The organism is Psychrobacter sp. 72-O-c, from assembly GCF_904846605.1.
Lineage (GTDB): Bacteria > Pseudomonadota > Gammaproteobacteria > Pseudomonadales > Moraxellaceae > Psychrobacter.
Map to the genome: position 1 here is coordinate 1 of NZ_CAJHBI010000045.1, position 23,597 is coordinate 23,597.

Here is a 23,597-nt window from a genome sequence, read left to right on the forward strand (position 1 = left end):
TCAAACCATCAAACCATCAAACCATCAAACCATCAAACCATCAAACCATCAAACCATCAAACCATCAAACCATCAAACCATCAAACCATCAAACCATCAAACCATCAAACCTTCAAACCATCAAACCATCAAACCTTCAAACCTTCAAACCTTCAAACCTTCAAACCTTCAAATTTAAATCATCAGGATAGGAATATACACGAGAGCTAAGCTCCTGACTTTCTTGATTCAATTCACTCTGTCCATTATCTAATAACCATGCAACCACTTTCTTATGTACCCTATCGCTGTAGAGTAAGTCGTAATGGCTCAACCCATAAAAAATTGCCTTGTGTCCTTCCGGCACAGACAAAGCGTGTTCACCAGTATGCTCCCCTAGCGCAGAGTCTATCGTGACCAAACCATCACCCAGTAGGCTCGTCGCCTTAGAGTCGTAATGAGTCTCGACCAATGTGGCCGCTATAAAGTAAGTACGAACATGCAATGGCAGACGAGCGGGATGGCGAAAGTCTGCTGGGAGTACACTACGCCCTTCTAAAGACTTCCAGTCAGCATCACGAATACTGCCATAACGTAGATCAATGATACCCGCACTACGTAAATCACCCAGTTTGGCTAATGAGCCTGCAAAAGGAAGTTTCGAGATCCTATCTTGCACAAAATTACCAATACGTTCAAGACTGGCACCATGATGCGGTGAGCCTAGAGTGATGAGATTACCCACTCGCTTCACCCAGTCGAAGCCTTGTTCTTTACTATAAAACAGCGCACTACGAGCGACCAAACCGCCCATACTATGACCAACTAAATCAATCTGAGTGATGTCTGGATTATTATCTACTAGCTCCTGTAATACTTTAGAGAAGTTGCGACCGTTACTTGAAATGCGTCGTCCCGCATTATAATTAAGGTACAAAACAGTGGAAGTTGGCTGACTGCGGATAAGCTGTTCACCTAGATTGTTACTCTTGGATAACTGCCAGCTTAAATGACTCATACAAAGTCCATGACATAAAATAATAATGCGCCCTGATAGCGCATCACGTTGTAAATGACCATGCCTGTTATATAAGGAGCTATTGTGTAAAGAGCCATCATATAGAACCATCGGGACAGCCAGTGGATTATGATGATTGACAAGGTGATCACCCATCACGCCATTTAAGATATTGACTAGCCGTCGCAAATTTATAGGTAGCGGTTGAACTTCTTTTGGATTGCGCATGTTGTTATACAATTGCAACCCTGATGCGAGATTATTACCTACCAATAACATCACCTGGCGTACCGTACTATAGATTCGTCCAGTGATCCCGCGTGGCCATCTCGTTACATTGCCTTCATTGAACCGTCCTAATGGACGTAGAATAATCTCACGGTGGACAGCTTCTACAATATCGGTAACTTCAACCACACCCATAGTCGCAAGCTGAGCCAATCCTTCAAAAAAATCAACTAGAGAGATAGGTTCACGATTGGTGATAGCGTCGCTGTCATCCACATTTAACCGAGTGAGTTCATCCACGTAAATATATTCAAGCTGAGCCAGCTGTTCATACACGTCATCCCGAAAGTGCTTGCTAGAATCAGAGTTAGCATGAGCATCAGGATCACGCCGAGTGGTGGCGAACAGATCATGGATGGTATCGAACGACTTTGGACTAATCATAATTTTGATGTATTTAACGATAGGAATAGTTTTATATACTATCCTGTAAATGGGATAAACAGAAGGAAAGGATTTGTCTTGTTAAACAAAAAAATCCCAAGCCGTAGCTTGGGATTTTTTATATTTATTTTTAATTTAACCAAAGAAAAATATATTACCTTTTATTTATGCCGATACAAATGACTCTGCCAGTATCACGTCACCGTCTTCTTTGGTAATCATGACCGTTGCTGAGCGCGGAGTACTGCCGCCAGCGACTGCGCCCCATGTATTACCGGGATGCTGAATATTAATAAACAGCGTTTTAAAGTCTGGGGTCATAGTAATGCCTGTCACCTCACAACCCTCAGGGCCTACAAAAAAGCGTTTTATATTATCATTACTGGCGGGCGTACCGACTCGGGTTTGCTGACCTGCAGAAGTTGTCTTGAACGTGCCGTCACTCACATTACCCGGCAGGGCTGCCAGTAACATGCAATTGGTGGTATCTGTGTATGCACCATCGTCAGTCTGAATCCACAACACGCCACGTGGATCGAAGTACAGCCCATCTGGCGATGACAAGTCATTGCTGTCATTCAATTCTGATAGGTTCTCTGCGGACAAATCACTCGGCGCGGCAAACAAATAAATATCCCATTCAAAGCTTGTTGCGGCATGGTCGCCGTCTGTTTCTGCCCAGCGAATAATATGGCCATTGTCATTGCCACGCGCTTTGCCACCAGCGTCATAGCTGCGTGGGTTGGTCGCTGAGACTGGTTGATCATCACGAACGCCGCGATATTTATTATTGGTCAAAGTCACATAGACCTCGCCCGTAATAGGACTGACCGACACCCATTCAGGACGATCCATCTTAGTCGCACCCAATACGTCAGCAGCGGCGCGAGCAAAAACCAAGACCTCATCTTGTCCATTAAAGGGCAGCACGCTATTAGAAGCGTCCAATTCGTTTTGACCGTGAATCAAGGGCTTCCACTTACCGCTACCCTCTTCATTAAAAATTGCGGTGTATAGCGTGCCCTCATTCATATACTTATCACCGGCTTTTAGGCCGCCACCGATATCACTATTTGACCACATGGCGTTGGAGACAAACTTATAGATATATTCGCCGCGTGAATCATCACCCATATAAAAGACCACAGGGCGACCTTGCTTTACAGGTGCAAAAGCGCAGTTTTCATGGGCAAAACGACCCAGTGCCGTACGCTTTTGTGGCATAGAGTTTTGGTCAAAAGGGTCAATTTCGGTGATATAACCAAAGGTATTGAAGCCATTACGATAGTCATCAGCCGCCGTTGCACCAACTGCGGTCATATCCCAGCGTGAGAATTCATCAGCAATCTTGGCGTCTGTGGCTGCAGGCGTGTGCCATAGATAGCCCCAGCTGGCATGCTCCTCTGTTGCGCCATAACGATCACGACCGTAGTTATCCGCGGCACTCAATTTGCTGGCATCTTGACCACGGGCAAAGACCCCGAGGAAATTCTCTTCTGTGGTCAGATACGTGCCCCACGGCGACAGTCCTGCGCCGCAGTTATTATTAATACCGCGGGTCTGAAAGCCAGTTGGGTCAAACTTGGTCTTCACCAAATCAGAGCCAGCAACAGGGCCGGTCAATTGCGCGGTCGTGCTGCTAGTGATGCGGCGATTGTATTTTGAATCGCGTACCATCTCATAGCCCATACCATCCGTACGGCGTTTCATCTCTACCACAGCAACCCCATGGCAGTTGACTTCACGGCGTACATCGCTGGCGCGGCGACGACTCTGAAAGATGGGTGCAGCATTCTTATCTTCTGTCACATCATAGCCAAAAGGACTTAGCTCGGCACTATTGACGTACTCATGATTCATGACCAGCAGGCCATTTTCTGAGGCTTTAGCATCATATGCTCTGCCCTTTTTGCCAAAGAACCACATGCCATCATGGTTGTCACCCATACGCCATTCAAACGATTCGGCAGACTGTTCACGATTGTCTTTCCAATCCTCAATGCCATAAATGAGCGGTGTGCCTAATGGTAGTATCATCTCAGCTTTATAACCTGCAGCCACGCTCATGGTTTCAGCAGTTGAGTGGGCTACTGCAGTGAACTTTAAGCTCTCAGGCCGTTTTAATTCACCCGTTGCTGGGATAGCGGCATTGTCGTCATTATTAACGATAGAGCTACCATTATCGTCCTCAGTACACCCCACTAATGGCAAAGCACCAAAGAAGGCAGCAGCGGTCAATCCTGTGCCTCCTTTTAAGATGCTACGGCGATTCAGGCGGCGATTAATAATGGTCTGAAAGTCGATATTATTGGTAGGGTTGGAATCTTCAACGACTTCATGGGCGAGGTTTTGTTTCTCATTGCTTAATGTCATTATCGGTCACCTTACTGTTAGGCTGGATTATCATAAAGAGCGTTCTGGCATCTAGGCTTATGAAGCCTTTAAATCGTAAACATGCCTGAGTGTACTGAGCATTTATGACAGTACGTTGAAAAATAGATGACCGTTTGATGACAAGGCTTTATTATGACAAATTGACAAGGCTTTATTGTAGACATGATTTTTTCGCAGTGAAGGCTTTGTTATAGGGATGGCTTGTTAAACAAAAAATCCCAAGCCGTAGCTTGGGATTTTTTGTGCTGACTCATCAACTCAGCTTGTTTACTGTACCTGTGCCTGCCATTCATGCGCGCCAAGCACCAGCTTCAACTGGTCTCCCGCGTGCAATATACCAACGCCGCTTGGCGTACCAGTCATGATGACATCTCCGGCTTGCAGACTAAAAGCATGGCTAATTTCAACCAGTAATTCATAGACTGGAAATAGCATTAACGCGCTATCGCCATCTTGCTTAAGCTCACTATTGATATAGAGCTGATACTGCACTTGGCTAAAATCACCAAATGCCTGCGGATCCATCCAATCAGCGAGTACACAGGCCCCATCAAAGCACTTGGCGCGTTCCCACGGTTGGCCTTTATCTTTAAGCTGACTCTGCAAGTCGCGTAAGGTCAAATCTAACCCTAAAGTAACCCCGCCAATCGCTTGCTGTGCCTGTTCGATATTGGCATTGCTCAAATCAGCTGATAGCTGAATGCACAGCTCCGCTTCATAGTGAGTATCGCCATAGCGGGTTGGGTCTGGACGGACAATGTCATTACCTACGCTCACAATAGATGACGTTGGCTTCATAAATAATATTGGTGAGGTTGGTACGTCATTACCCAACTCACGAGCATGAGCGGCGTAATTGCGTCCAACGCATACTATTTTACCAATAGACTCACGTGCAGTGCGATTAGAACTTTTATCGCTCTCATCTTTATTGACGCTAGCAGCAAGGGGACTAACTAACGACATATGTGGCGATTGACTCATAGTAAGCTTTCACAGTGAAGGTTATTAGATTTGATAATTATTAGTTTTTATAATAAATAGAACAATATTTAGCAACAAGTAGCTAGGTAATAGTGTGCGTGGTCACATCTGGCGGTACATAAGTCATATAACGGTTCATTCTTTTTTCAAACAGTCTAAAGCTGAATAGAATAACCCACGATAATAGCAAATAGACGATACCAGCAGCGAAGAACAACTCCATTAAGGTATAAGTCCGCGCACTGATCGTACGCGCCACACCAGTGATATCCATCAACGCGATGGTTGAGGCCAGTGCACTGCCTTTAAGCATAAAGATAACTTCATTACTATAAGCAGGAATTACAATGCCAAAAGCTCGTGGCAAGGTAATACGTGTGAGCTTCTGCCACTTTGACATGCCAATAGCGTCAGCAGCCTCAAGTTCACCGACGGGGATAGTCTGAATAGCGCCGCGAATAATCTCAGCTAAATAAGCACTGGTGTTCATAGTAAAGGCAATGATGGCACACCAATAAGCCTGACTAAGTATCGGTTCCCATAAGAATGAGTTACGTACGGCTTCAAATTGCCCCAGTCCATAATAAATCAAAAATATTTGTACTAACAGCGGCGTACCACGGAAAAAGAAAATATAGAGAAAAGGTAGTGTTTGTACCACCCAGCTTTTAGACAAGCGCAGTTGCGCTAAAATTAAGCCCAGAAACAGTCCAATGATACCGGAGATGACCACCAACTGTACGGTTAATACTGCACCGCCTAATAAGTCTGGGATATGATCAAAAATAACCTGCCAATTCCAATCCATGAGACTCTCCCTTACCCTATGGTCGATTGATGGTTGGTTGATTGACGGCTAAGCTTTTTGGCATAGCGCGCTGCTGGGTTGGCACGCCATTCAAGCCATATCATAAAACCAGTGATCAACATCGTTAGCCCCAAATAAATAACAGCCGCTGCCATATAAAAGGTAAACGGCTGCTGGGTTGACTGCGCGGCGCGCGATGATTGATACATAATATCTTTAAGACCAATGACTGATACTAAGGCGGTATCTTTAAGCAGCACTAAGAACAAATTACCTAGACCCGGCAGCGCAATTTGCCACACTTGCGGTAACGTGATGCGATAAAAAGTCTGTAAGGGACGCATGCCAATCGCTTGCGCCGCCTCGCTTTGTCCTATCGGAATCTCTTGAATCGACATTCGAAAGATTTCGGTCGCATAGGCACCAAAGGCAATAGACAATGCCATTACCCCGCCCCAAAATGCGCTAATTTCGACGTACTCGTTGTAGCCGAACTTTTTGAGGATACTCATCAGCAGGATAGAGCCACCATAATAGATGAACAGTACCAGTAACAGTTCAGGAATACCGCGCATCGTCGCCGTATATACAGTCGCAATCTTACGCAGCAGCCAAACATTCGACAGCTTAGCAGTAGCACCGAGTAGCCCCAAGATCATACCTATAATTAGGCTAGTCACGGCAAGCTTGATGGTGACGGTTGCGCCGCTCAGTAATAGCGCGCCAAATCCCTGTAAATCAAACACAATGGTTCACTCAGTCTCTTTATATTAGCCAGTTAGCAAAATATCGGTTGCAAGAATCAGTATCCGTAGTCTTATGCCATTTATCATAGCGCTGCACGTTATTCTCATATATGAGAGCCACGTGTAGACCACAGCCGATTAACTTGGTAAAAATAACCCGTGATTTTATCATAATCGGTGCGAACTATGTTACTGCCTACCTATAAAAGCTGTGTTTAAATGAGTCTCTATTTATCAAATAACGACACAAAGCAGATAGGTTTGACAACATTGGCCAGTCAAACGCTGATAAGAATGGTTTGTTTTTTTATCAGAACAGCAAAAAGGACACCACCTCGCTGGTGACATCCTTTTTATTATTAATACGATTGTCTAACGACAGACGACTACTGCGTAGCAGCCTCTTTTACAGGGTCAGCGGTCACTACCGTGGTACTGGCTACTGGAACTGCAAAGTACTTTTGATTAATTTTATCATAAGTGCCATTGGCTTTTAGATTGGCCAACGACTGATTAATTTTGGCTTGCAGCGCATCACCAGGACGTACTGCTATTGCAAAATTATCATTGATGTCAATCTCATCACCTTTGAGCACATAATCACTACCTGATGATGAACTGAGCCATTCTATAGCAGGAAGTTTATCAGATATCATGGCATCAACGCGACCTGACCCTAAGTCCAAAAAGGCATTACTCAAAGTGTCATATAACTTCATGTCTGCTTTTGGATACGTGCCTTCCAACCACTGTGAAGAAACCGTAGAGCGCTGGGCGGCGATGGAATGCGCGTCGATATCGCCGCTGTTACTAGGATCAAAAGGGCTGTCTTTTTTGGCCAAAAATACTAAGCTGTTACTAAAGTACGGATCAGTGAAGCTGACTTGCTGCGCTCGCTCAGGTGTCACTGACATGGCCGCCACGATGGCATCATATTTACCGGCTTTGAGACCGGGAATGATACCGTCCCAATCTTGGGCGGTAATCTCACAAGTAACTTGCATGTCCGCACATATGGCGTTGGCCATATCGACATCAAAGCCGCCAAGCGTGCCATCAGCATTGGTATAATTAAAGGGCGCATATGCCCCTTCTGTACCGATACGTAGCACATCGTCCGTTGCTACCGTCGTAGTCGCGGCGTCTGTACTAGCAGCATCTGTACTTTCAGGATCACTGGCACTTTCTTGACCATTGCTACAACCTGCTAATGTGAATACAGCAGCCATCGCTAGCAAAGGCGTTAATAAAAGACCTCTCGTTGTGACAGTAGTGATTGCTATGCTCGAGGCCAGATTTTTGCTCATGGTCATCCTTGACTTCCTTAATAAACTTAATGAAAACGCCGCTTACCGGTATCAGCTAGCAGCCACTTAGTTAGTAGCTGCTTCTGCTTGCTCTTCTGCAGCAATGGTAGCATTAGCATCAACGTCGACGTTATCACCTTCGATGACCAGTACCTCTTCCACACCACCTGTTGCAACGGCTTTTTGCGCGGCAGCAGTTGAACTGGTACCAAAGTAGCTGCCAGTGATTTGGTCATACGTACCATTGTCTTTTAGCTCAGCCAACGCTTTATTAAATTTGGCAACTAAAGGATCACCTTTACGGAAAGCAATACCCATCGCGTCTTCGTCAGTACTAATCTCTTGACCTTTGACTTCATAGTCTTTGCCAGCTTCTGTTTTTAACCAATCAATACCGGTTACTTTATCGGACATCATCGCACGAACGCGACCTGAAGTTAGATCCAGATAGGCATTATCTTGGGTGTCATACAGCTTAATCTCGGCTTCTGCATGCTCATCCTGCAAGTATTGCGATGCTACGGTCGAGCGCTGTGACGCCACTGGTTGACCTTTTAGACCTTCAACACTGATGTCATCACCTTTTTTACCAATCAAGATAATACCAGTATGGAAATAGGGATCGGTGAACTCTACTACTTCTTTGCGTTCAGGAGTAATCGACATACCAGCTATAATGGCATCAAACTTTTGCGCATTTAGACCTGGGATAAGACCATCCCAATCTTGCGAGATAAGTTCACAATCTGCTTTCATTTGCGTACATAGTGCATCAACCAGTTCAATCTCATAGCCGATAAGCTTGCCGTCAGCGTCTGTATAACTAAAAGGCTTATAGCTGGATTCGGTAGCTATTTTTACACTTATCGGGGTGTCGGTAGCCGTATCGGTTGCAGCGCTATCTTCTGGTGTTGAGCTGTTATTACAGCCCGCCAGCATAAGCATTGCTGCGCTGAGCGGTGCTAGCCACAAGACTTTTTTTGTCATTGACGATGTCATTGAAATTGTCATATTTTTTATTCCTTAATATGTTAATCCGCAGTGTGTGGACCCGCAATTTAGTTACCAAAGTTTGCCTGTTCAAGACGCGCCAGCTCACCGTTGCTACGGATTTCGCTAAGGGCTTTATTAAAGTCGTCTCTGAGTGGGTCACCTTTACGGACAGCAACGGCAATATTGTCATCATTGTCAATCTCTTCACCAACGATACCGAAGCCGTCAGGGTTGTCTGTTAACCATGATTTAGCAGATACTTTTTCGGCCAATACCGCATCGCTACGACCAGATTTTAGATCTAAATAGGCGTTGTCATAATTGTCATATAACTGAACGGTGTTGCCGTCTTTGCCTTCGTAGTTGTCTTGTAAGTAGGCGCCAGGAGTCGTCGAACGTTGACCGCCAAGCGTTAAATTCTTGATGGCCATAGGATCAAAGCCGCCTTCAGTATCGGTTAGCCATACCATAGTATTGGCAAAGTAAGGTTCGGTAAAATCGACCTTTTCTTGGCGCTCAGGCGTGATGGACATCCCAGCGACAACCGCATCATATTTCTGAGCAAGTAACCCTGGAATAATACCGTCCCAATCTTGAGCGACGATCTCACATTTGGCTTGCATTTGCTCACACAGGGCATTAGCCACGTCGATGTCATAGCCAGATAGACTGCCATCGGCATTGGTATAATTAAAAGGAGGGTAAGCGCCTTCGGTGGCGATACGAATAGTCTTGCCGGCAACATCTGCAACAGAGGCATCAGCGTTGGCATCGGCAGCTTCGTTAGCAGGCTGGCTACAAGCACTTAATACCATCGCTGCTGACATGGTCATCGATGACCACAATAGGCGAGAATTCGACATTATACGTTCCTTATTTTCTGATAGAGGTCTCTGATATTTTACTCTCTGACGTCCCTGCCAGATGATAAAATCAGTGAAAAAAATAAAATAGAGGCTGTTATTGACAGCCTATAATATTATCGATAATACCTGACTCAATTATCAAAAACAAACATTTTGCATATTGACTGTTATTATCGAGTAATAAAAAACCAACCTATCAGTTTAATAAGGAGTGTTAAACAAAAACTTAAATGACATAGAGGAAGAGGTTAAGACTGGCCTAACCGTTCGGCTTACGCTAACAACTCAAGTGTTAGCTTGCAGATGGGAATTCGCTTGGAGACGGGAGTTTGCTTGACAACAAGTGTTAGTTTTGGCGATGCGCTGCCATAAAGTCTTTAACACGCTCAGAGGTAGGATTATCAAAAATTTGTTCAGGCGTGCCCATTTCTTCAATAACACCTTGATGTAAAAACACTACTTGGCTTGACACTTCCCGAGCAAAACGCATCTCATGAGTGACTATCAGCATGGTACGCCCCTCTTCTGCCAACTCACGCATGACCGCGAGCACTTCATTGACCAGCTCAGGATCAAGGGCGGAGGTAGGTTCATCAAACAGTAATACTTGGGGCTGCATCGCAAGTGCCCGTGCAATCGCCACGCGCTGACGCTGACCACCTGATAGGTTAGCCGGATAGGCGTCTCTCTTATCGAGCAGACCGACTTTATCAAGTAACTTTTCAGCATCACTAATAGCTTGATCTTTTTTAATTTTTAAGACTTGCGTTGGCCCTTCAATGATATTTTGCAAAATCGTTTTATGCGGCCACAAGTTAAAGTTTTGAAACACGAAGCCCACCCGCGCGCGCAGGCTTTCTAACTGCTTGATATCTGCAGCTTGCATCTCGCCGGACTTATTAGGCTTTAGTATTAGCTGTTCATTACCAATACTGATACTACCCTGTGTTGGCTTCTCTAACAGATTAACACAGCGTAGTAAGGTAGATTTACCAGAGCCAGAAGAGCCTAGAATAGAGATCACATCACCATCATATGCGGTGAGGGAAACCCCTTTTAGCACCGCCAACGAGCCGAAGCTTTTATGAACGTTGTGGAGATCTAAAGCGATAGGTCGAGTTGTTTTTTTTGCAATATCAAGCATGGTTTAGCAGACTTCCAATGAATATGAGTAAAAATATAAATAATAGAGAGCGTTGCAAATAGAAATAACGGTTTGATAGGCTACTATCAGTCAATATCAGTCAACATCAAGGTACTTATGAAAAAGGTACTTATCAAAAAAGCTATCTGTAAACAAAAAAACTGCAAGTACGGTCAGGCCTTAGGAGGTTATAATGAGTTTTTCTCATTGCATCTTCACTGGCACTATTTATTAGCACTGTATGATTTATGAGTTAAAAGCACCACATTGTCGCTTAAAACAGCATAGTAAGGCAAGTTTTCTACCTATTTTCGTGCTCATAAAAAACAACTCAGACTGCTACCGCATATCTGAGCTTTATTTTATCATCTTAGGACATTAAGTGCTGTCTTATAACACTGATCTAATCAGTTTAAATAAATGGGACCGCATGACTTGAGTAGCAAACAAAAAACCAAACTAATAAGTCGAAACATGCTCTACTTGTTCGCTACCGTCTAATATCTCAGAGTCATCAACGCCCTCAACGACGACGCCGTCATCACCGCTAGCAATAACAACGTCATCGCTTACCGTAGGGTCAGCGACCAAAGAATCATCTGAGATATCTGCACTATTGACACCCTCAGCAACTTGCTCGACATCATCGACTCCAATTGCAGCTTGCTCTACAGGGGTTTGCGCATCATCTATCGTTTCCATAGCGTCAGGTTCACCAATTTCGGGTGCTTTATCAGCACAAGCACTTAGCGATAATGCTACCGTTGCTAAGGTCGCACATAGCCATTTTTTATGCACAGATGCATGAGTTACGGTCACTGTAGTGAGGGTATTTGTAGTACTGGTCATTTTGACTCTCCGTGGTCTAGTCAGTAGGTCTGGTTTTAAAAATTCTATTATTGAGTAAGGTGATAATAACGAATACTTAATCAATATAATGTCGATGAGGATTTCACTATACTCACAATCAATACTGGCTACCTTAGTAGTTACAGCACAATTATGTTAAAAAAGCGTAACTGCAATTGCTAGAAATTATTAACTGAAACCAGCCCTATTATAAAAGGCATATTATAAAAGGCATATTATAAAAGGCATATTATAAAAAGGTAGACCTTAAAGCACACCTTATAAAAGGTATGAAAAATTGCTATAAAAGTGCTAAAAACCCCGTTGTAAAGGAATGCTGTTCACAAATTCATCTTTACTCTTACCGCAATCTCCTCTATGTTAAATAACATAACGCCATAAAAGCGTTAAGTCCCCTATTTTTGTCCATTACTGCTAATATTTGGCACGTTTTTCGCCTATTTAAGCGTTTGTGCTTTATTTAGCAAATTGCTTTCTTCCTTCTTATTAACACTTATTTTATTAACATTCAGTTTTGGTTAATATTCAGTGGTAAGAATTTTAGATAGCCATTTTTTGCCCATTTATAAACATAAGGAAATTGATTTATGAGTCAATCGAATACCACAGATATTACCGCTTATATGCAAGAAGTCGGTCAACAAGCTCGCGCGTCCTCACGTGCTCTTGCCGCTGCCAACACCGGTAGTAAGAATTCAGCACTCATGGCCATTCATGATGAATTGGTCAATGCAAAACAAGACATATTAGCTGCAAACAAGGTTGATATGGATAAGGGTAAAAAAAATGATCTTGACGCTGCACTACTTGATCGCTTAGAGCTAAATGATGAGCGCTTTGATGGCATGCTCCAAGGTCTAAAAGACGTCTCAACACTGCCCGACCCTATTGGCGAAGTTACTGATATGACTTTTCAGCCGTCAGGAATCCATTTGGGTAAAATGCGTGTGCCTCTCGGCGTGGTTGGTATGATTTATGAATCGCGTCCCAACGTTACCTTGGAAGCAGCATCACTGGCGCTCAAATCTGGTAATGCCATTATTTTGCGTGGCGGTTCTGAAGCGTTTGAGTCTAACCAGGCGATTGCTAAATGTATCCATCGCGGTCTAAAAAATGTTGGATTATCTGAGCATAGCGTCCAAGTACTACAAACTACTGATCGCGCTGCGGTTGGTGAGCTGATTACTATGACAGAATATGTCGATGTGATTGTTCCACGTGGTGGTAAAGGCTTGATTGCGCGTATCAGCGCCGATGCGAAAGTGCCAGTCATTAAGCATTTAGATGGTAACTGCCATACCTTTATTGATCGCGATGCCGAGCCAAAGATTGCAATTGAGGTCAGCGTCAATGCCAAAACTCATCGTTATGGCACTTGTAATACTATGGAGACGTTATTGGTTGATGAAGCGGTCGCTGATGATTTATTGCCACAAATTGCTGAAGCCATCGTGCAAGCTGATGATGCTATGCAACTGCGTCTCGATGACAAGTCGCAATCGATTTTGAATGATAATCCCAAGCTTAAAGGTCATCTGTCAGCTGCAACTGAAGAGGACTGGGATACCGAATATTTAGCACCGATACTGGCCGTCAAGGTTGTAGCAGGAATTGATGAAGCCATCGAGCATATCAACACTCACGGCAGCCAACATACTGACGTGATTATCACCGATAACTACAGCAAGTCACAGCGCTTTATTCGTGAAGTAGATTCAGCAAGCGTTATGATCAATGCCTCAAGTCGCTTTGCTGATGGCTTTGAATATGGCTTAGGTGCTGAGATTGGTATTTCAACAGACAAGATTCATGCCCGTGGTCCGGTTGGTCTTGAAGGCCTAACTTCACAAAAATGGATCGTTTATGGTCATGGCGAAACTCGGGCTTAGTTAAAAACACGCTTTTCCATAGATTTTAGCAGTTTGGAAACGTCAGCATTTATGCTGGCGTTTTTTTATGATTAGTAAAAATATCCAGCTTTTGTAGGGTGCATTCCACGTACATTTTTATAAAGAATGAATAAGGTGAGTGAATTTTTTATAACTAATGATATTTTTATTATTCTAACGAATTTGAGCTTTTCATACATCATAGGTGCGCGGGGCGCACCCTACTACTTTAACGTTATTTTTTAAAATAAAAAAACCGCCCAGCAGAAGCCAAGCGGTTGTTATTTCAATTTACCTAAAACTCATAAAAACTAATCTTAGCTCATCAAAAGCTACTTATTGATTTTTAGCATAAACTGGCTTTTTAGCACAAAGTGCTTCAACCTTTTTGCGGGTATCAGTAATCACTTGCTCATCGCCACGGCTGTCGATGACATCACACATCCAACCAGCCAATTCTTTAACGTCAGCTTCATCAAAGCCGCGAGTCGTTACTGCTGGCGTACCAATACGGATACCAGAAGTCACAAACGGTGATTTTGGATCATTGGGCACGGCGTTTTTGTTGACCGTAATATGTGCATCACCCAACCATTTGTCCGCTTCTTTACCCGTCATCTCTTGCTTGACTAAGCTGATAAGCATCAGATGGTTTTCAGTGCCGCCAGAGATGATTTCATAGCCGCGTCCTTGAATAACAGTGGCCATGGCTTGGGCGTTTTTAACCACTTGCTGCTGATAAGTCTTAAAGTTGTCTTCTAAAGCTTCTTTAAAACAAACCGCTTTAGCAGCGATTACGTGCATCAACGGGCCACCTTGGTTGCCCGGAAATACTGCTGAGTTTAGTTTTTTCGCAAGTTTTTCATCACGAGAAAGAATCATACCTGAGCGTGGGCCACGTAGCGTTTTGTGCGTGGTGGTAGTCACTACGTCCGCGAACGGTACTGGGTTTGGATAAACGCCAGTAGCAGCAAGACCGGCAATGTGTGCCATATCGACTAAAAGGTAAGCGCCTACTTCATCCGCGATATCACGGAAACGCTGCCAATCGACAACTTGTGAATACGCTGAAAAACCAGCAATAATCATTTTAGGCTTGTGTTCACGCGCCAAACTATCAACTTGGTCATAATCGATAAGACCCGTTTCTTCAACTAATCCATATTGTACGGCGTTGTAGTTAATGCCTGAAAAGTTAATGTGCGCGCCATGAGTCAAGTGACCACCCGCGTCAAGGCTCATGCCAAGAATAGTGTCATTGGCATCAAGAAGTGCTAAAAATACGGCTGAGTTCGCTTGGCTGCCTGAGTGTGGCTGGACGTTTACATATTCTGCGCCAAACAATTCTTTTGCGCGGTCAATGGCCAACTGCTCAACCACGTCCACGTGCTCACAACCGCCATAATAGCGCTTACCTGGATAGCCTTCAGCATATTTATTGGTTAAATCGGTACCTTGTGCTTCCATCACCGCTTGTGAGCAGTAGTTTTCTGAGGCAATGAGCTCAATATGGTTTTCTTGACGAACGCTTTCGGCTGCCATGGCTTCAGCAAGTACGGGATCATATTCCTTGATCGATATATCTTTAAACATGTTTATGTCCTATAGAGTGAGGTGACTTTTATTAGAAGGGTATTGTTAGCATAAGGCTATTACAATGAAGTTGTTAGAATAGAGCTATTAAAAGGAGTTAGCCTATGATCGGCTTGTCGTACTCAGCAATAATTTTGATGCGATCCTGCATCTTAAATTTGCTGCAAAACAAGTGTACCATGAAACTTTATGTTACGAACGCAAAAAACACTCACCTTAACATGAGTAGGTTACATGAAGATATTTTTACTATATAAGTATATATGAATCAGTTACTTATAAATATAAAATCTGAATAGCAACTGTAAATTTATACAGAAATTATTAACCAAAAATCTAACAATAAGAGAAAATAGTAGCATAACTGACCAATTGGTCAACTATTTTAGTTTACTAATGAAATATTTAAATGTCCAGCAGTTTTTGACAAAATTGCGGCAAAAAAGTTTCACTGATGAGAAATTTGCGTCCATACCAATCATAACGTGTTTGTCGTTGCCAGCCTTTATCGGTATGGCAGATACGGCGCTGATTGGGCAGTGTGCGGCAGCGCTTAAATAACACGTAACCAATGGGTGTGCCTTTTAATTGTTGCAGACGGCGCGCGCGACCTCGTAGACTATTCAGAGGAAAAACACTCTGCGCCCATACCCACGGTAGCTCATCGTTACCATATAACTGCGCTTCACGCACCCATGCGAGCAGCGGACGATTAAGCGCTGATCCTTGTAACCCTAATTGCCGTTTTTGAGCCAACGACAGCAGACGATACCCTTCAAAACTGCGTCGTACTTGTAACGGCTTTCCAGCTTTGACCTCTAACATTGCCGTCAATGAGCCATTGGTATCGAGCCAAGATATCAGTTCGGATGGAGGCAGCGTATCGGTTGATTGAACAGGATAATAATTGGGCATAGTTAACGGCTGATTATGAGGTAGTACCAGTAAAGTGCTAAAGTGCTACTAGTAAAAAGAAAAAGTTAAAAGGCGATGTCAAAAAGCTGTATCGAAAAATGATGTCAAAAAACTATCCCAAGAAATCAGGCATATTATCGATGTTAAATGGCAGTGCTGCATGAGCTTGCTGACGATATTGCGCTGTTCGCATACGATCTTCGCTACAGAAATTTGCAATCGCCGGTACAAAGCGTGGATCATATATACGATGTAACGAATGGGTCTTAGTAGGAATAAAGCCACGAATCAGCTTATGCTCTCCCTGCGTTCCGGGATCAAAATAAGTCAAACCTTGCTCGATGGCGAACTCAATTCCTTGATAATAACACAGCTCGAAGTGCAGACTATCGTACTCACCCAGCGCGCCCCAGTAGCGTCCGTATAAAGTAGCCGTCGGCGAATCCTCAGTAGATTCAGGCTTGTCAGGAACATCATATAGGAACAAGCTGCTGGCGATAATCTCATCATTACTGTCACAAGCTTGCGCTAAAAACACATTCTCTGGCATACTTTGCGCCAATGCCATAAAAAAATCAGCGGTTAAATATGGCTGCTGACCGCGTACTGCATAGGTCATGACATAACAACGGTAAAATGCTTTCCAATCCGCATCAGTAATATCATTACCACATTTTCGATAGCATTGAATACCTTGCTCAGCAACTTTTCTGCGCTCAGCCCGAATGGTTTTGCGTTTTTTGGCCTTTAAAGTCATTAAGAAGGCGTCAAAGTCTGTAAAGGGTTGTCCGTCTTCGGTTAAGTTTTTATTCTGCCACAAGAACTGACAGCCTTGGCGCTCGAGCATCGGCGTATTTAGAGAGGCTTTATCTGCTTTGGAATTTTGGGCTTGTATTATATTCTCTATCTCATCAGCGTTAGGTATAGCAGACGTTTCTGCTGTCGCAAGTTTGGCAAGCTCAGGCGTAACAAACAATCCATGCCAGCCCGATGCCCCTACTTGCTGCGCAATATCATCCACTCCTGCAATGGCGGTCTGTACAATCTCAGCATTAAGACTTTCACCCTGGACCAACCAAAAACGCTCACCAGTAACTGGCGTATAAGGGGCACTAGTCACTAGCCTTGGGTAATAGTCAATGCCATAGCGTGCATAAGCTTCCGCCCACGCATGATCAAAGACAAACTCACCTTGGTGATGGCCTTTTACAAACACTGGCATCACCGCAATAGGCTGCGTGAGAGCTGTATTATTATCGCTATTAATACTACTACCATCTGTAGCAGAATCCATGTCGGCATCCACTTCGTTTTGGCGATAAACCAATACAAAAATAGGTAACCAGCCTGCCCGCTCGCCAATGGCATCGGTATCACTCAATGCTTGCCAAAAGGCAAAGGACATAAAAGGGGTATCTGGCGTTTGCCAATCTGCTCGATCCTGCCAGCTCGTATCACCAACGAGTGCGTACTGTAAACTCATAGTCATGTTGTTTGTTATCACTGTATTATTAATTCTTTAATTATCCATTAGACTAACAAATTTTGGTTGAGGCACTGTCACAATTTGCAGACTAAATGAGAAAAGCAGATAAAAAACTTTCCTATATAGTTATAAATTGATCGCAAAAAAAGCCACCTACAATAGTGTAGACGGCTTTACTGGTTGTTTTATTTTTCAAAATAACCGTTATTTAAGGACCAGTGCTGATATGTACAAGATGATATTTATTCTGATGACTGGTAGAATAAGGCTCTTAACATCTTAATATAATTCACATACATAAGAAACGAGCGAAAACAGTACGCTTAGTTCATTATACGAGATTGACATCGTATTGGCTTTATAGTGAGTTCACTATAATGCGCCGTCAGCAATTCACTTTCAGGCAATTCAGACCATAGAGTCAAAGCGCCTTGTTAACGCCAGCTAACGAGAGACCAGTCAACGAAAGAAGCTAAGCAGACTCGAAACTCTCCGAAGACTACCTATAATTTATTTGATCTAGCTGCATAGCCTATTACTACATAAGGGCTGTATAGAACTATTGAATTAGTTTTGAGCCTTATTATTAATGACAGTTATTAACAACAACTATTAATTACAACCAGAGGAATGCCCACTAAAATGTCAAAAATTATTTATACAAAAACTGACGAAGCCCCAGCGCTAGCGACCCTCTCATTCTTGCCTATTGTTAAGGCTTTTACCCAAACTGCAGGAATCTCTATTGAAACCGCTGACATCTCTCTAGCGGGGCGAATTATTGCCTTATTCTCAGAGTTTTTACCTGAAGAACAACGTATCCCTAGCGCATTCGTAGCGTTAAGTGATTTAGTAAAAAAACCTAGGGCAAATATCATTAAATTGCCTAACATCAGTGCCTCTGTCCCTCAGTTAAAAGAGGCGATCAAAGAGTTACAAGATAAGGGCTATGCCTTACCTGATTATCCAGATCACCCAGAAACGGATAAAGAAAAAGACGCTCGTATGCGTTATGACAAAATCAAAGGTAGCGCTATAAACCCAGTTCTACGTGAAGGTAACTCTGATAGACGCGCGCCAAAAGCAGTGAAAGCTTATGCCAGAAGAAATCCACATTCAATGGGTGCATGGAGTGCTGATTCTAAGTCTCATGTGGCTACTATGAGCGAAGGTGACTTTGCGGATACTGAAGAATCGGTGACTATCGATAAGGCGACTGATTACCGTATTGAGTTTACTGCCGATGACGGTACTGTCACTGAGTTAAAAGCGCCAGCGCCTCTACTGGCCGGTGAAGTCATTGATGCCGCTATATTGAGTCATGATGCCTTAGTTTCCTTTTTTGAAGAACAGGTCAAAGACGCCAAAGCGTCTGACGTGTTGTTCTCATTACATCTAAAAGCCACCATGATGAAGGTCTCTGATCCCATTATCTTTGGTGAGGCGGTAAAAGTTTTCTTCAAAGCGCTATTTGCCAAGCATGGCGATACTTTTAAAGAGCTGGACGTTAATGTCAATAATGGCTTTAGCAATCTACTCGCTAAGTTAGAAGAGTTACCTGAAGAGAAACGCCAAGAGATAGAAGCTGATATTCAGAGCATCTACAAGCGCAACCCAGATCTTGCCATGGTTAATTCCGACAAAGGTATTACTAACTTACATGTACCCAGTGATGTGATTGTCGATGCCTCAATGCCGGCGATGATTCGCAGTTCAGGTAAAATGTGGGGCGCTGATAATGAGCTACATGATACCAAAGCCGTTATCCCTGATAGCAGCTACGCTTGCATCTATGATGAAACCATAAAATTCTGTAAAGAACACGGTGCCTTTGATCCCACTACTATGGGTTCAGTACCTAACGTGGGCTTAATGGCGCAAAAAGCGGAAGAGTACGGCTCGCATGATAAAACCTTCCTAATACCCTCTGCTGGTAAAGTTCAAGTTCTCGATAGCGATGGCAAAGTATTGACCGAGCATGCGGTAAAAGCAGAAGACATCTGGCGTATGAATCAGGCAAAAGACGCACCAATCCAAGACTGGGTTAAATTAGCCGTGACTCGTGCCCGTGCTAGTAATATACCTACTATTTTCTGGTTAGATAAAAATCGTCCGCACCATGCAGAATTAATCAAGAAAGTAGAACATTACCTAAAAGACCATGACACCGGCGGGTTAGATATTCGTATCATGCCGGTTAGAGAAGCCACTCGTCTTACCTTAGAGCGCTTAAAAGAAGGCAAAGACACCATCTCTGTGACTGGTAACGTACTGCGCGATTACCTAACTGACTTATTCCCAATTTTAGAGTTAGGTACCAGTGCAAAAATGCTATCAATCGTCCCACTTATGAACGGTGGTGGCTTGTTTGAGACTGGTGCAGGCGGTTCAGCACCCAAACACGTTGAACAGCTGGTAGAGGAAAATCACTTACGTTGGGATTCATTAGGTGAGTTTTTAGCATTGGCAGTATCTTTGGAACATTTGGCAGAGCACGACGACAATGCCAAAGCGCAAATATTGGCAGATACGCTTGATAAGGCGACAGAAAAACTGTTATTAAATAACAAATCGCCATCACGTAAAACCGGTGAGTTAGATAATCGTGGTAGTCATTTCTATCTGGCCATGTACTGGGCACAAGGGCTGGCTGAACAAGATAAAGACAGCGAGCTAAAAGCACAGTTTGCGCCACTTGCCGAAAAATTAGCCAGCAACGAAGACGCTATCGTTAAAGAGCTGAATGACGCTCAAGGCAAAGCTGTCGATATCAAGGGCTACTACTCTTTTGATGAAGCATTAGCCAAGAAAGTGATGCGTCCAAGCCAGTTATTCAATGAGGCGTTGGCATCGTTGTAACTGATGATAAGTTATTGAAAATAGGTAACTGAGCTTAAGTGATTGGGCTTAGACAACTGGGCTTACGTAGTTAAACTTGGCTAGCTTTACACTCTAGAGCTTTTTGAGCCTATACAAAAAACACCTCAACGGTCTAGAACTGTTGGGGTGTTTATTTTTTGCAAAATTTGATAACCATTTTTGATAACCATTAGTGACGGTTATAATTTGCAAAAAATTGCATTTATTTAAAAAAAGTGTTTGTATAGAAAAGATGATATTTTTTCTGATGACTGGTAGAATAAGGCTCTTAATAGCTTAATATAATTCAGGTACATTAGAAACAAGCGGAAAAAGGTCACTTAGTTCATTATGCGAGATTGACATCGTATTGGATTTATAATCAGTCCACTAAACGCGCCGTCCAACATTCACTTTCAGGCAGTTTAGATGACACAATCAAAGTGAATGTCGAATTACCTTTTAACGAAAGACCCGTCAACGAAAGAAGCTAAGCAGACTCGAAACTTTCCAAGAGACTTCTTATAAGATATTAGCTACAAGAGATTATCTTTAAGGTATTTGACCTAACCACATGCCCATTATTGCATAAGGGCTGTATAGACCTATTGAATTATATTTGAGATTTATTATTAACAACAGTTATTAACGACAACTATCAACGACAACCAAAGGAATGCCATACTATAATGTCAAAAATTATTTATACAAAAACTGACGAAGCCCCAGCGCTAGCAACCTTATCATTCTTGCCTATTGTTAAAGCTTTTACCCAGACGGCAGGCATTTCTGTTGAAACCACTGATATCTCCGTTGCAGCGCGAGTGTTGGCTGAATTCCCCGAGTACTTAAATGAAGAACAACGCGTTCCTGACAATTTAGCTGAGCTTGGCCGACTAACACAAGATCCTAACACCAATATTATTAAACTGCCTAACATCAGTGCTTCTGTTCAGCAGCTCAGAGCATGTATTAAAGAGTTGCAAAGTAAAGGCTACGCTATACCTGATTTTCCAGATGACCCAAAAACTGATGAAGAAAAAGAAATTCGTCAGCGTTATGGCAAAAGCTTAGGCAGTTCGGTTAACCCTGTTTTACGCGAAGGTAACTCAGACCGCCGCGCACCTAAAGCAGTTAAAAACTATGCTCGCAAACATCCACATTCTATGGGTGAATGGAAGCAATGGTCACAGACGCACGTATCGCACATGCACAGTGGCGACTTCTATGATGGCGAGCAATCTATCACTTTAGATAAAGCGCGTACCATACGTATGGAGCGTTTAGCTGATGACGGCACTATCAATGTCTTCAAATCAGAAATTTCTTTACTTGATAAAGAAGTCATCGACTTGATGTTTATGAGCAAAAAAGCGCTACTTGAATTTTATGAGCGTGAAATGGAAGACTGCCGTGAAGCCGGTATCTTATTTTCACTGCACGTAAAAGCAACCATGATGAAAGTATCGCATCCTATCGTATTTGGCCATGCGGTTAAAACATATTATAAAGATGCCTTCGACAAACATGGCGCTTTCTTTGACGAGTTAGGCATTAACGTCAATAACGGCATGGCAAGTTTGTATGAAAAAATTGCTGAGCTACCAGCCAGTAAGCGTGAAGAAATTGAACGCGACTTACATGCCTGCCAAGTACATCGTCCACGCCTTGCTATGGTTGATTCATCAAAAGGTATCACCAACTTCCATTCCCCAAGTGACATTATTGTAGATGCGTCTATGCCTGCTATGATCCGCTCAGGTGGTAAAATGTGGGGCGCCGATGGTAAAATGTATGACTGTAAAGCCGTCATGCCTGAGTCCACCTTTGCTCGTATCTATCAAGAAATGATTAACTTCTGTAAATGGCATGGCAATTTTGACCCAACCACTATGGGTACGGTACCTAACGTTGGCTTGATGGCACAAAAAGCAGAAGAATATGGCTCGCATGATAAAACGTTCGAAGCTAGCGATGCGGGTATGGCTCGTATTGTTGACGTTGAAACCGATGAAGTATTGCTTGAGCAGCGTGTCGAAAAGGGCGATATTTGGCGCATGTGTCAAGTCAAAGATGAGCCTATTCAAGATTGGGTTAAACTTGCCGTGCGCCGCGCGCGCGACTCAGATACCCCAGTCATATTTTGGCTAGACCCTTACCGTCCACACGAAAATGAACTCATCAAAAAAGTTAACACCTACTTAAAAGATCACGATACCAAAGGTTTGCACATTGAAATTATGTCACAGGTTCGCGCGATGCGTTACACGTTAGAGCGCGTGGCTCGAGGTCTTGATACTATTTCTGCTACGGGTAATATTCTAAGAGACTATCTAACCGACTTGTTCCCGATTCTAGAGTTAGGAACGAGTGCTAAAATGCTGTCAGTGGTACCTCTAATGAAAGGTGGTGGTTTGTTTGAAACGGGCGCAGGTGGTTCTGCACCTAAGCACGTTCAGCAGCTGGTAGAGGAAAACCATTTACGTTGGGATTCACTAGGCGAGTTTTTAGCCTTGACGGAATCTTTGGAGCATTTGGCAAAGAATGACGACAATGCCAAAGCTAAAATATTGGCGGATACGCTCGATAAGGCGACCGAAACTCTGTTATTAAATGACAAGTCACCATCACGTAAAACCGGTGAATTGGATAACCGTGGTAGTCACTTCTATTTGGCCATGTACTGGGCTCAAGAGCTGGTTGCACAAAATGACGATGGCGATCTAAAAGCACAATTTGCGCCATTTGCGCAGAAGCTTGAGAGCAATGAAGACGCTATTGTTAAAGAGCTGAATGAGGCTCAGGGTAAATCTGTAGACATCAAAGGCTACTACTTTGCGGATGAGACATTGGCTGAGCAAGTCATGCGTCCAAGCACCTTATTCAATGACGCTATAGCATCGTTGTAATTGGCTTAGGTCATTGTTATTAAGTAACTGTTATTAAGTAACCTGAATTCGGGATAAGTCCTCCATTAAGCTACTGATAACATTCATATTTCCCCAACTTCTTTAAAGCCAGCCACATTTTTGAGGGTTGGTTTGTAGGGAAACCAACAATAAGCTATCAGTCCT

16 protein-coding genes are annotated in these 23,597 nt (G+C 43.3%); 3 read left to right on the forward strand and 13 right to left on the reverse strand.

All coding sequences use genetic code 11. The annotated features are described in order from the left end of the window. Positions 1 to 160: 160 nt before the first annotated feature. The 10 genes from JMX97_RS12600 to JMX97_RS12645 form a co-directional block, all read right to left on the reverse strand. Positions 161 to 1,669, reverse strand: coding sequence for an alpha/beta fold hydrolase (locus JMX97_RS12600; RefSeq protein ID WP_201558657.1), 1,509 nt, complete (start codon positions 1,667 to 1,669; stop codon positions 161 to 163). A 165-nt stretch (positions 1,670 to 1,834) separates the two neighbouring features. Continuing rightward, positions 1,835 to 4,042, reverse strand: coding sequence for a PhoX family protein (locus JMX97_RS12605; protein ID WP_201558658.1), 2,208 nt, complete (start codon positions 4,040 to 4,042; stop codon positions 1,835 to 1,837). Positions 4,043 to 4,330: 288 nt separating this feature from the next. Beyond that, on the reverse strand, positions 4,331 to 5,047 hold the full coding sequence (locus JMX97_RS12610) for a fumarylacetoacetate hydrolase family protein (RefSeq protein WP_201558660.1): 717 nt from the start codon (positions 5,045 to 5,047) through the stop codon (positions 4,331 to 4,333). Between the two features lie 82 nt (positions 5,048 to 5,129). Then, positions 5,130 to 5,855, reverse strand: a complete 726-nt coding sequence (locus JMX97_RS12615) for an ABC transporter permease (protein WP_201558661.1) — start codon at positions 5,853 to 5,855, stop codon at positions 5,130 to 5,132. 11 nt (positions 5,856 to 5,866) lie between these two features. After that, positions 5,867 to 6,601, reverse strand: coding sequence for an ABC transporter permease (locus JMX97_RS12620; RefSeq protein ID WP_201558664.1), 735 nt, complete (start codon positions 6,599 to 6,601; stop codon positions 5,867 to 5,869). Positions 6,602 to 6,987: 386 nt separating this feature from the next. Beyond that, positions 6,988 to 7,908: an ABC transporter substrate-binding protein gene (locus JMX97_RS12625; RefSeq protein WP_201558666.1), complete on the reverse strand. Its 921-nt coding sequence runs from the start codon at positions 7,906 to 7,908 to the stop codon at positions 6,988 to 6,990. Between the two features lie 66 nt (positions 7,909 to 7,974). Then, a complete protein-coding gene (locus JMX97_RS12630; protein ID WP_201558668.1) occupies positions 7,975 to 8,919 on the reverse strand; it encodes a transporter substrate-binding domain-containing protein in 945 nt (314 codons plus the stop codon). Positions 8,920 to 8,966: 47 nt separating this feature from the next. Further along, the gene (locus JMX97_RS12635) at positions 8,967 to 9,764 is read right to left on the reverse strand and encodes a transporter substrate-binding domain-containing protein (protein ID WP_201558670.1); all 798 of its coding nucleotides are present in this window, start codon (positions 9,762 to 9,764) and stop codon (positions 8,967 to 8,969) included. 349 nt (positions 9,765 to 10,113) lie between these two features. Further along, positions 10,114 to 10,911 (reverse strand): ABC transporter ATP-binding protein, encoded by a 798-nt coding sequence (locus tag JMX97_RS12640; RefSeq protein WP_201558671.1) that lies wholly within the window; start codon positions 10,909 to 10,911, stop codon positions 10,114 to 10,116. A gap of 459 nt (positions 10,912 to 11,370) precedes the next feature. Continuing rightward, positions 11,371 to 11,760: a hypothetical protein gene (locus JMX97_RS12645; RefSeq protein WP_227671599.1), complete on the reverse strand. Its 390-nt coding sequence runs from the start codon at positions 11,758 to 11,760 to the stop codon at positions 11,371 to 11,373. 608 nt (positions 11,761 to 12,368) lie between these two features. On the opposite strand from JMX97_RS12645, the gene JMX97_RS12650 reads away from it, so the two are divergent. Then, positions 12,369 to 13,670 carry a glutamate-5-semialdehyde dehydrogenase gene (locus JMX97_RS12650; RefSeq protein WP_201558673.1) on the forward strand — a complete coding sequence of 434 codons (1,302 nt, stop codon included), beginning with the start codon at positions 12,369 to 12,371 and terminating at the stop codon, positions 13,668 to 13,670. Positions 13,671 to 14,006: 336 nt separating this feature from the next. Here the strand turns inward: JMX97_RS12650 and glyA are convergent, their stop codons facing one another. From glyA to JMX97_RS12665, 3 genes are all read right to left on the reverse strand, one after another. Then, a complete protein-coding gene (glyA, locus tag JMX97_RS12655) occupies positions 14,007 to 15,263 on the reverse strand; it encodes a serine hydroxymethyltransferase (RefSeq protein ID WP_201558674.1) in 1,257 nt (418 codons plus the stop codon). 405 nt (positions 15,264 to 15,668) lie between these two features. After that, on the reverse strand, positions 15,669 to 16,178 hold the full coding sequence (locus JMX97_RS12660; protein WP_201558675.1) for a chorismate--pyruvate lyase family protein: 510 nt from the start codon (positions 16,176 to 16,178) through the stop codon (positions 15,669 to 15,671). A 112-nt stretch (positions 16,179 to 16,290) separates the two neighbouring features. Beyond that, a complete protein-coding gene (locus JMX97_RS12665; protein ID WP_201558680.1) occupies positions 16,291 to 17,661 on the reverse strand; it encodes a GNAT family N-acetyltransferase in 1,371 nt (456 codons plus the stop codon). 645 nt (positions 17,662 to 18,306) lie between these two features. Between JMX97_RS12665 and JMX97_RS12670 the strand changes: the two genes are divergently transcribed. Together JMX97_RS12670 and JMX97_RS12675 are read left to right on the forward strand one after the other, a co-directional pair. Beyond that, entirely contained in the window at positions 18,307 to 20,523 is a 2,217-nt protein-coding gene (locus JMX97_RS12670; RefSeq protein WP_201558676.1) for an NADP-dependent isocitrate dehydrogenase, read from the forward strand. 689 nt (positions 20,524 to 21,212) lie between these two features. After that, entirely contained in the window at positions 21,213 to 23,432 is a 2,220-nt protein-coding gene (locus JMX97_RS12675; protein ID WP_201558677.1) for an NADP-dependent isocitrate dehydrogenase, read from the forward strand. Positions 23,433 to 23,597: the final 165 nt, after the last annotated feature.